At 57.0% G+C, this 18,218-nt stretch carries 18 protein-coding genes and 1 tRNA gene; 7 read left to right on the plus strand and 12 right to left on the minus strand.

Annotation, left to right across the window (positions count from 1 at the left end; genetic code table 11):
* Nucleotides 1–84: 84 nt before the first annotated feature.
* On the plus strand, nt 85–2,283 hold the full coding sequence (locus tag P4L78_RS12175) for a bifunctional (p)ppGpp synthetase/guanosine-3',5'-bis(diphosphate) 3'-pyrophosphohydrolase (protein ID WP_283150213.1): 2,199 nt from the start codon (nt 85–87) through the stop codon (nt 2,281–2,283).
* A 66-nt stretch (nt 2,284–2,349) separates the two neighbouring features.
* Here P4L78_RS12175 and P4L78_RS12180 read toward each other — a convergent pair whose 3' ends face one another.
* The 5 genes from P4L78_RS12180 to P4L78_RS12200 form a co-directional block, all read right to left on the minus strand.
* Nucleotides 2,350–3,444, minus strand: coding sequence for a hypothetical protein (locus P4L78_RS12180; RefSeq protein WP_309328320.1), 1,095 nt, complete (start codon nt 3,442–3,444; stop codon nt 2,350–2,352).
* Nucleotides 3,438–4,037 carry a DUF1007 family protein gene (locus P4L78_RS12185; protein WP_283150215.1) on the minus strand — a complete coding sequence of 200 codons (600 nt, stop codon included), beginning with the start codon at nt 4,035–4,037 and terminating at the stop codon, nt 3,438–3,440. Before P4L78_RS12185 ends, P4L78_RS12180 begins: the two co-directional genes overlap by 7 nt.
* A 197-nt stretch (nt 4,038–4,234) precedes the next feature.
* The gene (gene pyk / locus P4L78_RS12190) at nt 4,235–5,677 is read right to left on the minus strand and encodes a pyruvate kinase (RefSeq protein WP_283150216.1); all 1,443 of its coding nucleotides are present in this window, start codon (nt 5,675–5,677) and stop codon (nt 4,235–4,237) included.
* Nucleotides 5,678–5,895: 218 nt separating this feature from the next.
* Nucleotides 5,896–5,970, minus strand: a tRNA-Arg gene (locus P4L78_RS12195).
* Nucleotides 5,971–6,310: 340 nt separating this feature from the next.
* A complete protein-coding gene (locus P4L78_RS12200) occupies nt 6,311–6,772 on the minus strand; it encodes a GNAT family N-acetyltransferase (RefSeq protein ID WP_309328323.1) in 462 nt (153 codons plus the stop codon).
* A 132-nt stretch (nt 6,773–6,904) separates the two neighbouring features.
* Here P4L78_RS12200 and P4L78_RS12205 point away from each other — a divergent pair, with 132 nt between their 5' ends.
* Nucleotides 6,905–7,987 carry a hypothetical protein gene (locus tag P4L78_RS12205; RefSeq protein ID WP_309328324.1) on the plus strand — a complete coding sequence of 361 codons (1,083 nt, stop codon included), beginning with the start codon at nt 6,905–6,907 and terminating at the stop codon, nt 7,985–7,987.
* Nucleotides 7,988–8,080: 93 nt separating this feature from the next.
* On the opposite strand, the gene P4L78_RS12210 is transcribed toward P4L78_RS12205, so the two are convergent.
* From P4L78_RS12210 to P4L78_RS12230, 5 genes are all read right to left on the minus strand, one after another.
* A complete protein-coding gene (locus P4L78_RS12210) occupies nt 8,081–9,010 on the minus strand; it encodes a GNAT family N-acetyltransferase (protein WP_309328325.1) in 930 nt (309 codons plus the stop codon).
* A 55-nt stretch (nt 9,011–9,065) separates the two neighbouring features.
* Nucleotides 9,066–9,524: a hypothetical protein gene (locus P4L78_RS12215; RefSeq protein WP_309328326.1), complete on the minus strand. Its 459-nt coding sequence runs from the start codon at nt 9,522–9,524 to the stop codon at nt 9,066–9,068.
* Between the two features lie 87 nt (nt 9,525–9,611).
* Nucleotides 9,612–12,419: an EAL domain-containing protein gene (locus P4L78_RS12220; RefSeq protein WP_309328328.1), complete on the minus strand. Its 2,808-nt coding sequence runs from the start codon at nt 12,417–12,419 to the stop codon at nt 9,612–9,614.
* A gap of 645 nt (nt 12,420–13,064) precedes the next feature.
* Entirely contained in the window at nt 13,065–13,799 is a 735-nt protein-coding gene (locus P4L78_RS12225) for a trypsin-like peptidase domain-containing protein (protein ID WP_309328330.1), read from the minus strand.
* Nucleotides 13,800–13,808: 9 nt separating this feature from the next.
* Entirely contained in the window at nt 13,809–14,099 is a 291-nt protein-coding gene (locus P4L78_RS12230) for a hypothetical protein (RefSeq protein ID WP_309328332.1), read from the minus strand.
* 377 nt (nt 14,100–14,476) lie between these two features.
* Here P4L78_RS12230 and P4L78_RS12235 point away from each other — a divergent pair, with 377 nt between their 5' ends.
* The 5 genes from P4L78_RS12235 to P4L78_RS12255 all read left to right on the plus strand — a co-directional run bounded on the left by P4L78_RS12235 (nt 14,477) and on the right by P4L78_RS12255 (nt 17,317).
* Nucleotides 14,477–14,668, plus strand: coding sequence for a BON domain-containing protein (locus tag P4L78_RS12235; protein ID WP_309328333.1), 192 nt, complete (start codon nt 14,477–14,479; stop codon nt 14,666–14,668).
* Between the two features lie 228 nt (nt 14,669–14,896).
* On the plus strand, nt 14,897–15,613 hold the full coding sequence (locus tag P4L78_RS12240) for a Crp/Fnr family transcriptional regulator (RefSeq protein ID WP_283150224.1): 717 nt from the start codon (nt 14,897–14,899) through the stop codon (nt 15,611–15,613).
* Between the two features lie 124 nt (nt 15,614–15,737).
* Nucleotides 15,738–16,379: a BON domain-containing protein gene (locus tag P4L78_RS12245; protein ID WP_283150225.1), complete on the plus strand. Its 642-nt coding sequence runs from the start codon at nt 15,738–15,740 to the stop codon at nt 16,377–16,379.
* Between the two features lie 77 nt (nt 16,380–16,456).
* On the plus strand, nt 16,457–16,990 hold the full coding sequence (locus P4L78_RS12250; protein ID WP_309328335.1) for a hypothetical protein: 534 nt from the start codon (nt 16,457–16,459) through the stop codon (nt 16,988–16,990).
* Between the two features lie 3 nt (nt 16,991–16,993).
* Nucleotides 16,994–17,317, plus strand: a complete 324-nt coding sequence (locus P4L78_RS12255) for a hypothetical protein (RefSeq protein ID WP_309328336.1) — start codon at nt 16,994–16,996, stop codon at nt 17,315–17,317.
* 80 nt (nt 17,318–17,397) lie between these two features.
* Here the strand turns inward: P4L78_RS12255 and P4L78_RS12260 are convergent, their stop codons facing one another.
* Nucleotides 17,398–17,748 (minus strand): ankyrin repeat domain-containing protein, encoded by a 351-nt coding sequence (locus P4L78_RS12260; RefSeq protein ID WP_309328337.1) that lies wholly within the window; start codon nt 17,746–17,748, stop codon nt 17,398–17,400.
* Between the two features lie 43 nt (nt 17,749–17,791).
* On the minus strand, nt 17,792–17,950 hold the full coding sequence (locus P4L78_RS12265; RefSeq protein ID WP_309328338.1) for a hypothetical protein: 159 nt from the start codon (nt 17,948–17,950) through the stop codon (nt 17,792–17,794).
* Nucleotides 17,951–18,218: the final 268 nt, after the last annotated feature.

Consider the following 18,218-nt stretch of genomic DNA (forward strand, 5'->3'; position numbering starts at 1 on the left):
AAATAAGCTTGGGTTTTGTTGAATCCCGACAGCAAGCATGGCCCGGATTCAGGCAAAATCAGCCCTAAGCATTTCGAGAAAGATATGGTTGCCGTCACCCGCCCCTTAGCCCAATCCATTGCCGAAGCCGCCGACCCGGCGCGTTGGCTGCACGCCCTGTCTGGCCGCTATCCGCCCGAGCAGATGCGCCGTCTGCAACAAGCGCTGGAATGGTCCGCCACGCTGTACCAGGGCAAGACTCATCCCGACACTGGCGAGCCGGTGTACCCGCACGCCGTCGCTTCGGCGTCGATTGTGGCCGACCTGAATCTGGATGCCGATGCCGTCATCGCCACGCTGCTGTTCGGCGCGCCCGACAGCCTGGCCGATGCCCCGGTCGCCATCGAAACGCATTTCGGCAAAGCCGTCGCTACGCTGGTTGAAGGCGTCTGGCGCGTACGCAAGATTCATACCCTGACCCAGGGCCGCGCGCGCGGTGCCGACAACGCCGAGCAAATTGAAGCCTTGCGCAAGATGCTGCTGGCGATGGTCGAAGACATGCGCGTGGTGCTGATCAATCTGGCGTGGCGCACGCAAACCATGCACACGCTGGCTAAAGTGCCGGATGAAGAGCGTCGCCGCATCGCCCGTGAAACGCTGGATATCTACGCCCCGCTGGCTAATCGGCTGGGCGTCTGGCAGATCAAGTGGGAGCTGGAAGACCTCGGCTTTCGCTATATGGAGCCAGAGACTTACAAGAAGATCGCCAAGCTGCTGGACGAACGCCGGGTTGATCGCGAGAACTTCATCAATGACGTGCTTTCCACGCTGCGCCGCGAGCTGACCGCTGCCGGAATCAAACACGTTGATCTGATGGGCCGCCCCAAACATATCTTCAGCATCTGGAAAAAGATGCAGAAGAAAAAGCTCGATTTCTCCGAGCTGTATGACATCCGCGCGGTGCGGGTGCTGGTGGATGACGTCAAGGATTGCTACACCGTGCTGGGGATCATCCACAATTTGTGGCAACCGATTCCGGGCGAGTTTGACGATTACATCGCCAACCCCAAGGGCAATTTCTATCGCAGCCTGCACACAGCGGTGATTGGCCCGCAAGACAAAGCCGTCGAGGTGCAGATTCGTACCTTCGACATGCACGAGCACGCCGAATTTGGTGTGGCCGCACATTGGCGCTACAAGGAAGGCGGCAAAGGCGATAGCAAATACGAAGAGAAAATCGCCTGGCTGCGGCAATTGCTGGACTGGCGCGAAGACATGGCGCAAGAAGCGCATCTGGCCGATGCCTTCAAAGCCGAACTCTTTGACGACACCATTTATGTACTGACGCCAGCGGGCCGCGTGATCTCGTTGCCCAAGGGCGCCACGCCGGTCGACTTCGCCTATCACTTGCACAGTGATCTGGGACATCGCTGTCGCGGCGCCAAGGTCAACGGCCATATCGTGCCGCTCAACACACCGCTGGAAAACGGTCAGCGTGTAGAGATCCTTGCCGCCAAAGAAGGCGGCCCGAGTCTGGATTGGCTGCATCAGGGTTATGTAAAAAGCCACCGTGCGGCGCAGAAGATCCGCTACTGGATACGCCAGCAGAATCTGGATGTGGTGGTGGCAGCCGGTAAAGCGTTGTACGACAAAGAAGCCTCGCGTTGTGGGGCCACCCAAGCCAATCAGGAAGACGTCGCCCACCGTTTGGGCGTAAAAACCGTCAACGACCTGTACATTGCGTTGGGGCATGACGATGTGTCGCTGCGCCAGTTGGCGGATGCCTTCAACACCAGCCCACCGCCGGTGGAAGAAACCGTCAATCCGGAAGACGTCGTGCGCCGTGCGCGCGCCGACCAACACGGCGAAGGCATTCTGATCGAGGGCATCGACCAGTTAATGACCTTGCTGGCCAAGTGCTGCAAACCGGTGCCGCCGGATCAAGTCATCGGCTTTGTCACCAAAGGGCGTGGTATTTCGATTCACCGTACCGATTGCCCGACGCTGAAACGCCTGGCTGCGGCATCGCCCGAACGACTGATTCGTGCGGATTGGGGCAAGCAAAAAGGCAACGTCTTTGCCACCGACATTCTGGTGGAAGCGCATGATCGCCCCAGCTTGCTGCGTGATCTGTCTGACGTGATGTCGCGCGAGAAGATCAACGTTACCGGTGTGAACACGCTTTCGAAGAACACACTGGCACGCATGCGCTTTACCGTGGAAATTCGCGGAGCGGATGACCTACCGCGTATTTTCTCGCGGCTGGCCGACGTGGCTGGGGTGTTGAAAGTAGAACGCGTCTGAACGGACTCGACACCTGGATTATCTCCGAGGCGGCGTGTCCGCCATCGCCTTTGATGTTGTTCGGGGCTACCCCAACGTGGGGGCGATCACGCCGGTTGCCAGCAAGATGGTCTGCGTTAGACCAAACAGGGCGATCAACGATGCACCGGTCCAAGACAGCGTGCGTTGCCAGCCACCGCTGTGGCCATGCGCTGGCAGCAGTCGGTTGATACCCATCGACCCCAGACTGATCAGCGACACGGTAATCGCTACGCCCAGTGCCATCGCAAAGGTCGAAATCACGCCGGTCATGAAAATGCCGTTGGCCAGGCAAAAAATCAGCACCAGTATCGCCCCGGTGCAAGGCCGCAGCCCGACCGCAACGCCAGTCAAAGCCATCTGCCGCCAGTTACGGCTGGCATTGGCTGCGCCTTGTGCCCGGTAGGTCAATTTGTTTGCTGCGACTGCAGCGTTACCCGAACGCTTTGGTGGCATTCGCAATGGAGAAACAGAGCGTGCGGTTGCAGCATCGGGCTCGCAACCACAGGTATCCAGACCCCGCGCCAGTCGCCACAGCATCAGCAAGCCCATTGCGCCGAGGATGGCATAGCTGATCATTTGCAGCGCGGCGGCATGCCCGAGAATCTTCAATGTCCCGCTATCAAACAGCGCGGCTAGCCCGCCCACCAGTACAATCGCCGACAACGCTTGTACTGTGGCCGCCCAGGCGCTCATGGCCACACCATGCAATACCCGTGCCCGTTGGGTCAGAAAATAACTGCCGATCACTACCTTGCCGTGCCCCGGCCCCGCCGCGTGCAGCACACCGTAGATAAACGAGATCAGCACAATGCCCCACAGCGCCGCATTGCTGTGGCTCTGCCGGCTTTCTTGCAGATGTTCGCGCAAGATGGCGTTGAGCTGGCTTTGCCATTGCACGATTTGCCCCACGGCCATGCGGACGGGGTATGGCAGTTTACTGAGCTGCGATGGCGCTTCTTGCGGCGCGGCAAGCGCAGCGGCAATTGGAGCAGAGGCAGTAGACGATGCCACCGGGCTCACCGGGCGCCCGAAATAATCGACCGCGTGTGCCGGGCCGGCCAGCAGGCAAGCTGCCAGCAAGAGAGCGAGCCAGAGGGTGATCTTCGCCCGTAACCGGAGCGTGAATACAAGATTCAGCAATTGAGTTTCCAGACCAGCGGATTCACCGTGCCGTAAAAAATCGGATGGGCACGGTCTTCAAATGAATTGAGCTTGCAACTGCCAATGCCATCCCCGGTTAGCGTGACCGAACTGGCATTGGTGGGCTCGTAATCCACAAAATAAGATTCATCGTAAAAGCCCAGCGTCACCCTGCCCTGACGCGGATCGACGGGCTTATCCAGCGGCAAGGTAAATTCATAAACCAGCTTGGCGCCGTCCAGCCGCGCGGTGAAGTCGGTCGGCGCCTTGACATTAATGGCGCTGCGCTCAATCGCCAGATGCTGAAAATAACCGTAGTTCTGCAGATTATCGAATCCGCCTGCCTTGACCTTGGCGACTTCGGCTTTGCTTAACGGCTTGCCTGGCTTGCGGCCCTTGGCAACGTCACTCAACACGGCCGTGGTGAAATCTTCATCGAACACCCAGTGTTCTTTGAGTGCCACCACTTTGCCCTCTTTGAATTGAATGGCAACGTCGTATAGAACCCACACGTGGGGGTGCGCCGCTGCTGCTGCAGAATAAAAAGCGGCTAGCAGCGCCAGCAAATAAACCGGGCGAAGAAATGAATGCATTGAACTGGAGTCGAAACCCGCGTGATGAATTAAAAGGCCCGTGCAACTTTAACGATCGGGGCGTCTGAACGATGACACTCATCTGGCAGGCAGGTTCATAAACCTGCCGCTCCCCATGCTAACCGATCCGCCGAAACCCGCGCCCAACAAAAAGGCGGCCCGTAAAGGCCGCCTTTTTTATCTGTACTAGCCGTTGATTAACGGGCAGTACGACGCTCGCCCACTTTGACGATCTTCAGGCTGTTGGTGCTGCCACCCAGGCCAACCACATCGCCGTAAGTGAACACCACCAGATCGCCCTGTTGCACCACGCCGCGCTGGATCAGTTCCAGTTCGGCACGGACCAGCAGGCTTTCCTGGTTGGCGTTGTCATAAGACATGATGAACGGGTAGACATCGCGGAACAGAGCCAGACGTGCATAGGTGTCTGCTTCAGGTGTCAGCGCATAAACCGGCACGCCACTGATGAAGCGCGACAGCCACAGTGCCGAAGCACCGGATTGGGTCAGTGCAGCAATCGCCTTGACCTTCAGATGGCCAGCAGCAAACAGGGCTGCCATAGCAATCGACTGGTCGATGCGGGTGAAGTCACCTTGCTTGAGCACTTCGTCGCTGATGCGGTTTTCTTGCGACTTCTCAGCCTCAAGACAGATACGTGCCATGGCTTCCACGGTTTCTACCGGGAACTTGCCGCTCGCGCTTTCGGCCGACAACATCACGGCATCGGTACCATCCAGCACGGCATTGGCCACGTCCGAGACTTCCGCACGGGTTGGCACCGGGCTGGTAATCATCGATTCCATCATTTGTGTAGCGGTGATGGTGAGCTTGTTCTTGCGACGAGCTGCTTTGATCATCTTCTTTTGCAGCGCAGGCACTGCAGCATCGCCCACTTCAACGGCCAAGTCACCACGCGCAACCATGATGCCGTCAGACGCATCCAGAATTTCTTCCAGATTGCCAATAGCTTCGGTGCGTTCGATCTTGGCGATCAGCAGTGCCTTGCTGCCGGCGGCGCGCAACAGGGTGCGAGCCATGTACATATCGGCACCGCTCTTGGGGAAAGACACAGCCACGTAGTCAGCGCGCAGTACAGCGGCGACCTTGATGTCTTCCATATCTTTAGCGGTCAGTGCCGGTGCAGTCAGACCACCGCCTTGGCGATTGATACCCTTGTTGTTGGACAGAATGCCGCCCACTTTCACGCGGGTGTGCACCTCGCTGCCCAGCACTTCGGTGACTTCCAGCACGATGCGGCCATCGTCCAGCAGCAAGATTGCGCCAGCTTCAACGTCGTTTGGCAGTTCTTTGTAATCGAGGCCAACCACTTGCTGGTTACCCAGGCCGTCGTATTCGGCGTCCAGAATGAATTTGTCGCCGTTGACCAGATCAACCTTGCCGTCTTCAAACTTGCGCACACGAATCTTGGGGCCTTGCAGGTCAACCATGACGGCCAGCGGGCTGTTGGCCTTGCGTGCGGCTTCACGGACCAGTTCAGCGCGATCCATATGATCTTGCGCGGTGCCGTGTGAGAAGTTCATGCGTACCATGTTCACGCCAGCGGCGACAAGGCGCTCGAGCGTGGCGGAATCATTGGAAGCTGGACCGAGGGTGGCGACGATTTTTGTGCTGCGTTGCATGCAATTAACTCCTGTCTCTAATCGATTTATCGACTGATGTTCTGTTGCTGTTGCGATGTACAAGATGAAGGCTAGCCGGTGAGACAGGATGGCACGCCTGCCCGGCATGGCTAGTCAATACGAAGCTGAAGGGGTATGCAATACCCATATTGATTTATGTCGCGCATCGCGAGTGGTTTAACGCCGGTCTTGCACCGCCGGCCTGATCAATTTTGCAGTGGTGTCCCCAGCAGGAATCGAACCTGCAACTAGCCCTTAGGAGGGGCTCGTTATATCCATTTAACTATGGAGACGTCACAAACAACCAAAACCCGCTAGCGCTTGTTTTTGCCAGAAAATTTCGGTTTCCGAGACCATTCCCCGCTCGGCAGCCTGATATTTTACCGGGTTTCGTCCATTTGGTTTGCGTAAAGCTGTCACCCGCACGCTACAGATGTTGCATGACATATCGGGTGTCGGCATCAACGCTGGGGCGCATTATACCGATTGGGAGCCAATGGCGCGCTACTGTTGGGGTTAAAGCTGACACTGAGCAAATCAGGTGGTGTCCAGGTATGGCATACGCCGTTAAACAGTTCGATATCGACGGGTTAAAAACCGCATCTTCGTAAATTGCGCGACCAGCACTGCGCTTCACCCCCGCGACCAACGGTACAAAATGTCAGGGCAACCTTCTTCGTTATCGCTGCCATCCCCATGCGCAATCGCCACGAATCCGTGCCGCTCGTAAAAGGCGGCAGCAGCGGCGTTCTGCTGAAATGTATAGAGCTGCAAATCGCCAGCAGTCTTGGCCTTCACCGTGTCCAGCAAGGCGGTACCGTTGCCATGGCGCTGGTAACGTGGGCACACATATAACTGGTCGAGCCATGTAACGTCACCCGCTGTGGAATACGCTGCCATTGCTGCTATATGGCCATCGTCCAAGGCCAGAATGACATTGCCCGTGGGGATCAGCACATGGGCAATCCACTCATGAACTGCTGCATCGGCATGAACCAGCGGTGCATAGTCCGCCAATTCATTGCGTGAACGCATGTACATGCTGGTTAGCTCGTCGGCATCGGCCGGCGTCGCGACTCGCAAAAATACAGACATAGGCTTTCTCCAATAGCCCGCAATGTGGGGAAGATACCTTTCCTCAGACGATTCCAGCCACCGCCCGCGCTGTAAAAGACACAACTGCGCGTGCTGGGTGCTATCACAAGAAGATCGGGATGGGGGGAAGCCATGGAAAGGTTCACTTGGTTGATCGTGTTGGTCGGCGTGTTGCTGGCGCAAGCTGGCTGGACCTCCAGTATGGCAACGACAGCATGCGAGAAATCCAGCGCCAGTTCGCCCGCCACGGACTTTCCACCCAGACAACAGAATCATCAGCGAACAACAGTTGCTCCGCCGGGGACGACCTCCAATGTGAGCAATCAGTACAACTACGTTTACTGTCCAGCCTTTGCAGCACCTGCCGCAGCTTCACAGCCTGCGGACACCACGTCAGACGACTGGTCGGCCGGAGGCGACTTCACCGGCCCTGGCGATGCCCGTAAAACGCCGACCGACAAAGCCCATGAAAAAACCAATCCGACCAAGATCGACGTGCGCCTTTCCAAAGATATCGGTCTGACTGTCGAAACCCAGGACTCTGCCATTGCGTGGGCAGCATTGGCGGCAGCGGTGATTATCGTTTTGTTTGCAACCTGGGGAGTAGCGCACGCGTCAAAGCATCCGGAAAGCCCGATCACGGTCATGGGCTACGCATTACTTATTGGCGGAGTGCTCTTTCTGGGCGGGCTCGTGGGGTATTGGTGGAAAGACGATGTCAGCACCACGCTCACCACCGAACAACTGACCCGCCTCGCCAATTCGAGCGACCTGCAGCGGGCCATTGCCGACTTCAGCCAAGCCAACGATGAACGTACGCGGCTCCAGACACGGGTGGATGCCCTGGAAAAAGACCTGGCGCTCGCACAAGCGTCGGCCAAAGTGGGCTCCAGTCAGAATGCAAAGGTAGGCGACTGGGGGATTTCTGACTGGCCGCTAGCGCTTTTGCTGATGCTGGCCGCGGCGATGGTCAGCGGCTTGTGGGCACAGCGAGCCTTTGTCGCCCAGATCAATGCGCTGCAAGTCAAACTGGCCGAATCGAGAACGGCCATGACCAATGCAATTGACCTGCTGAACCAGGAGAATCCTGAACTGTCTGAGCACGCGCTGAACCCTGACCAGCAGCCGCCGGAACACTTACTGACCGCGCTGCGAGCCGCCGTGCGAATGCTCAAGCGCGCTATCGGCCGGGAATACATAGCAGGCAAATTGTAGATCAGCAAGCGGCGCGCCTTGGCAATACTACGATCTAGCCGCGCATTGCCACATCCCTCCTGCGTAGTGCAAAAGTAGCCCGGTTATCGGGATCTATATCCCGAACGATCCTGCATCTGCGCCTGATTCCTCAAAACTGGATGCAAACTTGTTGTGCTCCGTCGCAATTGCGAGTTCGTACACCGTTCTGGGGGTGGCCACGACCTGAAACCCCAGCTTCTGATGAAAGCGCATTGAGGCCACGTTGCTACCGGCTACCAATGCGCAAAGCTCAGAGTGGCCACTGCGCAAGAGCGATTCTGCGGCGATACGGTAAAGCGTAGCGGCCAGATTCTGCCCGCGCCAGGCGCTCCGCACTCCGACCGCCTCGACGCTGTTAGCCTGAATCAACGAGAACGCCTGATATTCACCATGGCGGTCAGCCAGGACGCGTCCGGCCTGCCAGTCGCACAGCTCCCACTCCTCGCGTATTGCTGCAACTGCAGGAATCGGTGAGTTGGGGACATCGACAAAGGTCTCGGCAAACAAGGCGCGTGCCTGTTCCCAGTTGATCTGGGCAAACGGTACCGCATGCAATTCCGCCGGCAATGGCGAGGCAGATTCGAGTGGCAACGGCAAAACCAGATTAAAAAACTCAAACAGTGGCGTAAAACCCAGCGTTTTGAGCGCTTTATGCTTGGCCACTTCCGGCAAATAAGCGGAAATGCGCAAGCGCTGTGCTCCCACATTGCGGACAGTTTCCATTACCGTTTGAATCAAATGACTTGCGACATCGTCATCGATGGCCACGACCGGGGCCGCGTAAGCGCAACCATCGTGCGCAATACCCAGCGTTACCCAGCCCGCGCAACCGGCGAGTTGGTCATTGCGCCAGGCAACAACAACCTGGCGGCCATGATCGTGAGCAGCATCTTGCAAAGCATCCGCGAGCCGGGCGGGGATATTGGGGAAAAGTTGCTTATCCCACAGCGCTTGCAACGCTGGCAATGCCCCGGATTGCAGCGGCGTTATTGTTATTGTCATATCTGTATCGAGCGTTAATGAGTGGTTATTTGCGTTACAACTTTTCGTCCAGCCATTAACGCCAACGCTCACCCGGATTTTTCAGGTAATGCACAAATACATAACGCCAGGGAATGGAAATGTAGACCAGCACAACCATTGAGCAGGCAAAGATATTGCCAACGATAGCCTCATCAACGTGTCCTGCACGCCACTGCGGTAGCGGCACCAGTGCTAACCAAAGTGTTTTCCACAATAACTCCCACAGCAATACCGGCAACATTTTCAACGGATAACGCAGGCCAAGCGCAGCCAGCAAAGAGAAAGCCGCCAGCATGCAAGTCACGATGCCTTGCATCAGTTCCCACTGCTTGTGTTGTTGCAGGATGCCAGGCCAGACCACGGCACCCAGCCCGACCACGACGAGAAGATACATGGCTCGCAGCAGATACAGCCGCAACAGCGATACCTCATTCGCCGCAGGAATATCCAGGGCCGGAATGGCAGAAGCGGGTAAAACAGATGAATCATTCACCAGGTTATCTCCCAAAAAATCGCCAGGACTACGGTTGTTTAGAACGCTAATTGCGTCAGACTGGTTTGTTGCATTGCTACGGCCCGCTCAGCGGGTGGCAAACTCGCTGGCCGGTACTGCTTTACCCCAGTGATAGCCCTGCCCCATATCGCAGCCAGCGCGCGTTAGCCAGGACGCCTGCTCCGGCTCTTCTACGCCTTCGGCCACCACCTTCATCCCCATGCCGTGGGCCATGGCGATGATGGATTGCACCAGCACCGCGCTACCCGGATCGCGCAGGATGTTGTTGATGAACGAGCTATCAATTTTCAATGTGGCAATAGGAAAGCGCGTGAGATAACTGAGCGCCGAATAACCGGTGCCAAAGTCATCGATGGCGATATTCACGCCCATGGCATAGATGGCTTCGAGCGCGACCTGGGTGGTATCACTGTCTTTAAGCAACAAGCCTTCGGTCATTTCCAGTTCCAGCCAGCGCGGCTCACAGCCGGTCTGGCTCAGCACGTTGCGCACCGTGGCGACAATATCGCTGGTCTGCACCTGCCGTGGCGACAGGTTGACCGCAATGTGCCAATCCTTTTGCCCGGACTTGTTCCAGATACAGGCCGTCTCACAGGCATCACGCAGCACCAGCTCGCCAATGGCAAGGATCAAGCCGGTGTCTTCTGCAATGCTGATAAAGCTGTCTGGCGCCACCCATCCGCGCTCCGGGTGATGCCAGCGCAACAGCGCCTCCGCTCCCACAATCTTGCCGCTGCCCAGATCAATCTTGGGTTGGTAATGCACCTGCAACTCACCGCGTACCAGACCGCGGCGCAGATCAGCCTCCAGGTGCAGCCGCTCGCTATCGCGTTTGGTCATGTCCTGCGAGTAAAACTGGAAGTTGTTACGGCCTCTGGCCTTGGCATCGTAGAGCGCGCCATCGGCGTACTTGACCAGCGTTTCCGCCTGCTCGCCATCGTCCGGGTACAGCGCAATGCCGATACTGGCGGAAACCACCAATTCGCGCCCTTCCAGCGTCACGGGCACTACCAGGCTGGCCAGCAGGTTTCCGGCAATGTGGCCGAGGTCCATTTCGTCGTGTATGCCGGGTAGCACGATAATGAATTCGTCGCCGCCCAGTCGGGCCACGGTATCGGTTGCCCGTACACAGTGCACCAGGCGGCGCGCGGTTTCGCACAACAACTCGTCACCAGCAGAGTGCCCCAGCGTGTCGTTGATGGTCTTGAACCGGTCCAGATCAAGCATCATCACGCCCACCTGCAAACCATCTCGCCGGGCACCGGCCAAAGCCTGGCTGATGCGATCGTTGAACAACGCGCGATTGGGCAAACCGGTCAGCACGTCGTAAAACGCGAGCGAATGGATTTTCTGGCGATACGCCAGCAACTCGGTGACATCCCGGCCAACCGCCAGCGCGCTGACCACGTTACCTTCGCCATCGAACTCGGGACTGAGGCGAATCTGCAAGGTTTTTTCCGCATCGCCAAAGCTGATTTCGATGCTGTCGGCCTTACCCGTTTCCAGCACCCGTTTCAGACAAAGTTGATAAGTTACCGGGTCGTTAAACGCAAATATCTGAATCGGCGTTTTGTTCAGTACTTTGTCTAGCGGCATGCCAACAAGCGCCGTATACGCCGCGTTGGCATAAACGCGGTGGCAAGTGCGGTCGTAGCGAACAATCACGTCAGGCGAGTTCTCGGCCAGATGCCGGAACTCGCGTTCGCGATCCTCCAGCAGCTTGGCCATGCGCCTGCGCTCGGCAATATCCTCAATCAACAACTCGTTGGACTGACGCAGTTCTGCAGTGCGCGTTTCTACCAGTTGTTGCACGTGGCGCGAACGCAAGGCCAGCCGCTGCAGATAAAGTGCCGCCAGCAAGCTGAACAACACACCCGCCACCAGTGTCAGCACCGATGCGATATGACTGGACAGAAAAGGTGCTGAAGCGGCTGAAACCACCACGTGCCAGGGCCGCCCTGCTGCGTTGAAATCATAGGTGGCGGCATCGGTGCGGGCGAAGGTCAGCCATACCGGCAATAGCGTGTCCGGCCGGATTGCTGGCGGTTCATTGCCATCGCGAAAAGCCAGGTTGCGTTCATCAGCACGGTCACCCGAGTAAATACTGATATCGATCCGCGCCGAATCTTTCAAAAATCCATTGCTGCCCAGCAATGCCCTGAACAAGCCTTCCGTGCGGAAAACTACGGCCGTATCGCCCAGAAAAGCGCGCTGGCGGGCCGCCGCGTCGACCAGCGAAGCGCCGTGACGATAGACCGGCATGAGCACCAGGAATCCGTGCGAGCCCTGGCCTTGTGCCAGTCGCAGGAGCGCCGTGGACTCGGCCAAGCCAGTGGGTACCGCCCGTTGCAGTGTTTCCGTTATGACCGGATTGGGCGAAACATCCAGGCCGAATGCGGCCTCATTGCCCTGCATTGGCTCAATGTAATCAACGATGTAATACGAAGGGCGGATGGCGCTGGGCACAGGTCGGCCATTTTGCAGCACCGTGACTGAAAAGCCCGGAAAGCGTTGGCGCAGCTGCGCTTCGTAGGTCGGACGCTCGGCTTGCGACAGCATGCGGTGAAAATTGAAGGCTTGGATATATGAATAGTGGGCCAGCAACGGCGCGCTGAAGGTATGAAACTGCTCGCGGCTCACCGAATCAAAAGTGACAAACAACTGATTCAGCCCGGCCAATAGCTGCACCGAATCATCCAGCCCGCGCTGGATGGCGGTAATCCGGGCGTCCGCCTGCTGCTGGAAGTCGAGCCGGGTCTTGTCGTACTCCAGCTGCCCTACTCCAATGAACAGCAACACCGTAATGACCAGGCCAGACAGCAAGGTCGGTATCGCAGCATTGAAAATGGAAAAAGGCCCGTGCGATCGGAGCAATTCAAATACCCTTTTGTGCCTGCAGACGTGGCTATTGTTTGTAATTGATGCGTATTGAGTGCGGCAATGCAGATGCACCAGGCGACCAGGCAACTCTGCCTGCCTGTGCAAAGTGCTTCATTTTGTCGGAAAAGTCTGCAGCGTGGGCAGAACTGTCTACTTCCCGATACAGTCGTTTGCGGGGCCCGACTGCGATAATTGGCAGATGCGAAGTAGCCACAGCTCTCTCACATTGCGCATCCGCGCCATCCCCTTACGCTGATCTGGTCGAGCCGGTCATGGGTCGGGCAATCTCCTGCAAGCCCTTCCACCCACGTAAATTTCAATTTCTTATTGAAGTATCAAAATATTACGCACCTGCCCCAGTTAAGAGGGGACGCCGGCAGGTCATCGGCCATTGCCGCCGTCCACTCGCAATGCTGTGGGAGACCGGTTAGAGCTCAAAACCGGTTGGTCACCAGTGCATCATTTTTTATGTGCCGTTTGATTTTGTACGGTAAAGGCGTAGGCGGGAGCACAGGTATTCCTTGCGTTTGCAGCAAACACGGCAATTCCGGTCAGAACGCCTGAAGTTCTCCTAAGCTAACACACCGGCAATGGTGGTCTGTTCGCAACCGAATGTTGCCCTGGCAGTTTTGCGGGCGATCAATGCGCGGTGAGGGTTAGCAGGATGTCGGCATACCATGTGCTATTGAGCCCGAGCACTTCGTCCTGGACCAGATCACGGGTACCTACGTCAATTCGCGACGAGTGTACGCCCAGCAAAACCCACGGGAAGTCCACCGTAACTGCCAACTCCGGATCAACCCGCATCACCACCGGCGCACCACTGGTGCCACGGTGGGTCCGGCCATCGGTCAAAAAATAGCCTTTGCCCTGAAACCGCAAACCGAATGCTGAAGCGATGATGGCGTGCCGGACCACCGGCATATGGTGCAAGGTATCGTGAAAGCCCAGTGGAAACCCCACCACCAGCACCGAGCTGCCCACCATGATTTGTCCCTGCAAATTGGCCAGGTGCTCGGGAGTAAAGGCGCGCCAGGCCATGTTTGGGGGCAACGCGGAGCGCTCAAGTTCAATTACCGCAACATCGACACTGCCGGCAGAGTCACTGCCCTGGCGCCAGACGCTTTGGCCATTACGGCGGTATAGCGGAATCGAAAAGCCGATAGATTGGGTCAGGTTGTCTGGATTGGTATGCAGTTCGATTTCAATCCGGTCCGGATAATGATTGCTGGGTTCATCAACCATGACGTGGCGGCTGGTAACCAGAAACAGGCGCTGATCACGCTCAAAGAAAAACCCGCTGGCATTGGTAAGGGGCTGTTGCTGCTGAAAGGTGCACACCCGTGTGGCCGCCAGCAAAATGGAATCTGTCATTGTTGGCGCTTATTCCCGCAAAAATACTCGATAGGGTTTCGGCCAGGTTCGCGCCTGCCGGGTCTCGTTGATAGCCACCACAAGGTAATGCTGAGCAATGGCAATGTCGGCGTGTTGTTTGCCAGTCGCTGCTTTGGATAATGCATCGAAAGCCAGTTGCCAGGTGTCGTGATTTGCGGTGAGCGCGCTACCTTTTTTGAGCAGGGCGTAATAGAGCGCGCCTTCCAGCGTATCCAGATAGCGCTGCAGGCTGCCGGTTTCTCCCGTTTCCAGCTCAGGGAGTAAAGGTGTGCTGGTCATATGGACCCCGCCAGTTGAAGTGATGGTTCGGTCGGGCACTGGCCCGCGTATGCTCCCTTCACTTGATTGCAGCGGTTGGCCTGGCGCTATCCACTTTCAGCGCAATGCCTTTGAACGGGGCCAGAACAGCCTAGTACCGGCTTGGTTGATACTCAGTGCGCTAGCACACGTAGCAATACATCCCCTTGATTACTGCAGTCTGGCTGCGTGTGATAACGCACAGATCAAGGGTGCGACTTGGGTCCACATTGTTTTTTTGTGGCGGCGGTGAGCGCTCAGTATGGGCAGTGATCAACCAGAGAATCCCTTGCAAAGACCGGATGCAAGCGGCTGGCTGAGCCAGGCTGAAGCCGCAGCTAACAGCATGCTGGGCCGATTTGCGCAGCGTCGGGCACGTCACCATCGCCCAAGGTGTGGCAACGCTCTACGGCACGGTGCAAAGCTGGGCCGAGCACGATCTGGCCGGTTTTACGGCTTTGCGCACACCAGGTATCTATCGAGTGATCAACAACCTCACCGTGATCTACCAGCAATATTCCCTGCGCACGATTTCTTCTGTCCGATACTAATAATCCGAAACCCAAGCGGTGAACTCAGGCGCGAAAATACGCCACGGCACGCGCCACGGCACGCCTGTGCGGTGCCCGGTTAGCGTGGTCGATAAAAGCCGTCTGTAATGTGGTGAGCGCTTATGTTCGAGAACGCACATAAGCCCTTCTGTGCAAGGCGTACACTCAACCGCATCGGCGCGCGCATTCGCGTGGGGTTCTAGCGCCGCTCTGCCCCGGAGTGTCGCTATGGTCATTGCGCTAAACCCGAAAAAAAATCAATTGCTGGCAGCGCTGCCACAAGAAGAATGGCAACGCTGGGCACCCCAGCTTGAACACATCGATTTGTCTCTGGGCCAGGTGTTGTATGAGTCTGGTTCGAAAATGAGCCATGTCTACTTTCCCACTACGGCGATTGTGTCCTTGCTGTATGTGATGGAGAACGGCGCCTCGGCCGAAATTGCCATTGTCGGCAATGAAGGCATCGTCGGTATTTCGCTGTTCATGGGGGGCGAATCCACGCCCAGCCGCGCCGTAGTGCAAAGCGCCGGACATGGCTATCGGCTCAAGGCCCAAGTCATGAAAGATGAGTTCATCCGCACACCGGTATTGCACTTGATGCTGCGTTATACCCAGGCGCTGATCACCCAGATGGCGCAAACCGCTGTGTGCAACCGCCACCACTCGCTGGATCAGCAGTTATGCCGCTGGCTCTTGCTCAGCCTTGATCGCTTGCAGGGCGACGAGTTGGTGATGACCCAAGAACTGATCGCCAACATGCTGGGTGTGCGGCGTGAAGGTGTCACCCAGAGTGCGCTCAAGTTGCAGGAGGCCGGGTTGATCCGCTATGCCCGTGGTCATATCTCGGTGCTGGATCGTACCGGACTGGAAAAGCGCACTTGCGAATGCTATGCCGTGGTCAAGAAAGAATACGACCGGCTTTTGCCAGAACCACTCGCCGAATAATGCAACGTATCTGTTCACCCGCAGCGTGGAATCCAACCGAATTGACACTTGGTGTGCTGCCGCACAGATGCTGGGGTGCGTGAAGCGCACATTTGACCTTCCTGTAATGACTGGAAGGATGATCATGAAATCCGATTCCGAGTTTCAAACCGAAACGCAAGAACGCCTGAAATGGCCGGCAGCGGCCAAAATCCGCCACGCTGCTATCGAACTCAAAGACAGCACGGCTGCACCACTATTTGCCAAAAATACCGGCGCCCGTCGCGCAGCCCGGCAGGCCGCGAGTATCGAAGGCACCGTACTGGAAAGCCATCAACGCGCGCCCTTGGCCAGTCACGGCAATGATGAGCAGATCAGCCGCGAGATCGCCCGACTGCTTGAGCAAACGACTGGCGTGTTGCCACGTTCGCTCAAGGTGCAGGTCGAAAGTGGCTGGGTCACGCTGACCGGCGAACTCGACTGGAATTACCAAAAGGCGAAGATCATTGCCGCCATCCATTACATGCCGGGAGTCGATGGGTTGAGCGACGAAATCACCATCAAACCCCGCGCCCGATTAATGTTGCACAAATGGGGGCCAGGCAACGCGTTGGGTGCGCCACGCCAGAACAAACGCGTTTTGATTGGCATGCTCGACACCCTGGAACAGGGCCTGTCTACTGAGCAAGCGCCTGAGCTTGCAAACCATACGGCGCTGGTCTCCGATACGCATCACGGCACGCCGGGCATGCAAAGCTCGGTAAGCAATATCCGGGGAATGCCATGATTTCGATCGCTGGTCGGGCCAGTGCAGCTTTGGGACCGTTAAGGGACTCGACGATCTCTTTTCCCAGATTCAAGGCCATGACGCCTGATACATCGCAATCTCCGGTTTATGTCTTTGATACGCATCTTGAGGCAGAAGCCGCCATTCAGGATCTGGCCCGCGCTGGTTTTGACGTCAAGAAACTATCCCTCGTGGGCAAGGGCTATCACTCCGAAGAACACCCGGTCGGGTTTTATTCAGTGGGCGACCGCATGAAAGCCTGGGGCGGCATTGGCGCATTCTGGGGCGGTATCTGGGGGCTGATGCTGGCACCGGCAGTCTTCTTCTTGCCGGGGTTGGGTCTGATGGCCATGGCTGGCCCGTTGGTAGCGGTACTCGTCAGTGCGCTCGATAGCGCAATCGTCGTCGGTGGCATGTCGGCACTGGGTGCTGCGCTGGTGCAGGTAGGCGTGCCGCACAACCATGCCATCAAATATGAAACGGCGCTCAAAGCAGATAAATATATGCTGCTGGTTCACGGCACTACGGCAGACAAAGCGCAGGCCAATCTGGCACTGGCCAAGGCGAAAGCATGGGAAACCTCAATGGCGGAACCACTTCCGGCGGTGTGACTCATGTTGGTCGAAGTTGCGGCCCCTCTTTTGGGAGCCGAGCAACAGGTCTGGCGGCCCCCTATCAGTTTCACGCCTTCACCAGCAGAACATATGCTTTTGCCGGATTTGTTGTGGTGCTTGACGCGCTTCATATTCGATATCATTCAGAAAAAACAACGCCATAATCTGGCCGATGGTGCTTTTTTCTGCGCTGGCATTGCTAGGCAGATCAGCAATCCGGCGCAGCGCAATCTGGTTGGGGAATTCATTCTCTATGGTGGCTTGCAGGATCAGGGAATCCACCTGCTCCTGACTGAGTGCCGGGCCAAAATCGTATTCAAATGACTTTTGATCGCCGCGTTTATTACAGTATTGAACGTGATAGCGCATTGTCTTGCTCCTGAATCCGCACTGCGGCAGCCGCCTCAGATGTGATCCGCTACTTGCATTGATGCACCTGGCAAACCGGTCACAGGCTTTACCTCGGGCATAGTTGTCGTTTGCTGTTTCAGTCGGATTTGCTCGTACCAGGCGCCGCGATTGAGCGCATTGGGATAATGCATTTGCGCCGCGCTAATGCCGTCGCCCGCTTTGCAGGTGGTACTGGCTCCGGCCAGAACCAGCATCTTCTCAATGTCCTCATGATCGCAATAAGCCGCGTAATGCAGGGCCGTATTACCAAACTCGTTGGCTGCGTTTGGATCTGCGCCTTGTTCCAGCAAGGTTTTCACCCTTGCGGCATCGCCGTAGAAAGCCGCTTCGTGCAGTGGCAACATGGCATCAACTCCCGGGAAAACGATTGGGTGGATGTTCAACGCATTATTGGCGACGTTCGTGATCCAGCCACCAGACGCGCGAAAAAGCGATGGCGCCTACTCCCGCCAGAAAGCTGATGCTCCACAGCAGGCTGCCGGTTGCGGCAAACAGTGAGCTCGCGCCCGCTGCAGCGGCCATGGCCAATAGTGTCAATTTATTCATGATGTTCTCCCAAGGGTTCCAGAGCGAAAGACCTTGGGCTCCCTCGTTGTCACATTGCGCCAGAAGGTGGGACTAGTCTGTTCGCCAGCGCACTGAATGCCTGCGATGGTGCGAATAAGCTCAGTGGTGAGGTAGCACGGATAAGCCGGAATTTGACTTGCCCGTGTTAACTAGCGGCGCCATGGGCCAGTCGCAAGAACAAGTACAAAGTGAAGTTCAGCAGTTTGGGCCGCGCCTATAAGCAATGACTCGCTAGATCGCAGATCCG

The organism is Silvimonas sp., from assembly GCF_031291215.1.
Classification (GTDB): Bacteria; Pseudomonadota; Gammaproteobacteria; order Burkholderiales; family Chitinibacteraceae; genus Silvimonas; species Silvimonas soli.

Bases quoted from the DNA above. Each gene is read 5' to 3' on its own strand.
- P4L78_RS12175 (WP_283150213.1), top strand. From the start codon at position 85: ATGGTTGCCGTCACCCGCCCCTTAGCCCAATCCATTGCCGAAGCCGCC.
- P4L78_RS12185 (WP_283150215.1), bottom strand. From the start codon at position 4,037: ATGCATTCATTTCTTCGCCCGGTTTATTTGCTGGCGCTGCTAGCCGCT.
- pyk (WP_283150216.1), bottom strand. From the start codon at position 5,677: ATGCAACGCAGCACAAAAATCGTCGCCACCCTCGGTCCAGCTTCCAAT.
- P4L78_RS12200 (WP_309328323.1), bottom strand. From the start codon at position 6,772: ATGTCTGTATTTTTGCGAGTCGCGACGCCGGCCGATGCCGACGAGCTA.
- P4L78_RS12205 (WP_309328324.1), top strand. From the start codon at position 6,905: ATGGAAAGGTTCACTTGGTTGATCGTGTTGGTCGGCGTGTTGCTGGCG.
- P4L78_RS12210 (WP_309328325.1), bottom strand. From the start codon at position 9,010: ATGACAATAACAATAACGCCGCTGCAATCCGGGGCATTGCCAGCGTTG.
- P4L78_RS12225 (WP_309328330.1), bottom strand. From the start codon at position 13,799: ATGACAGATTCCATTTTGCTGGCGGCCACACGGGTGTGCACCTTTCAG.
- P4L78_RS12230 (WP_309328332.1), bottom strand. From the start codon at position 14,099: ATGACCAGCACACCTTTACTCCCTGAGCTGGAAACGGGAGAAACCGGC.
- P4L78_RS12240 (WP_283150224.1), top strand. From the start codon at position 14,897: ATGGTCATTGCGCTAAACCCGAAAAAAAATCAATTGCTGGCAGCGCTG.
- P4L78_RS12245 (WP_283150225.1), top strand. From the start codon at position 15,738: ATGAAATCCGATTCCGAGTTTCAAACCGAAACGCAAGAACGCCTGAAA.
- P4L78_RS12250 (WP_309328335.1), top strand. From the start codon at position 16,457: ATGACGCCTGATACATCGCAATCTCCGGTTTATGTCTTTGATACGCAT.
- P4L78_RS12255 (WP_309328336.1), top strand. From the start codon at position 16,994: ATGTTGGTCGAAGTTGCGGCCCCTCTTTTGGGAGCCGAGCAACAGGTC.
- P4L78_RS12260 (WP_309328337.1), bottom strand. From the start codon at position 17,748: ATGTTGCCACTGCACGAAGCGGCTTTCTACGGCGATGCCGCAAGGGTG.
- P4L78_RS12265 (WP_309328338.1), bottom strand. From the start codon at position 17,950: ATGAATAAATTGACACTATTGGCCATGGCCGCTGCAGCGGGCGCGAGC.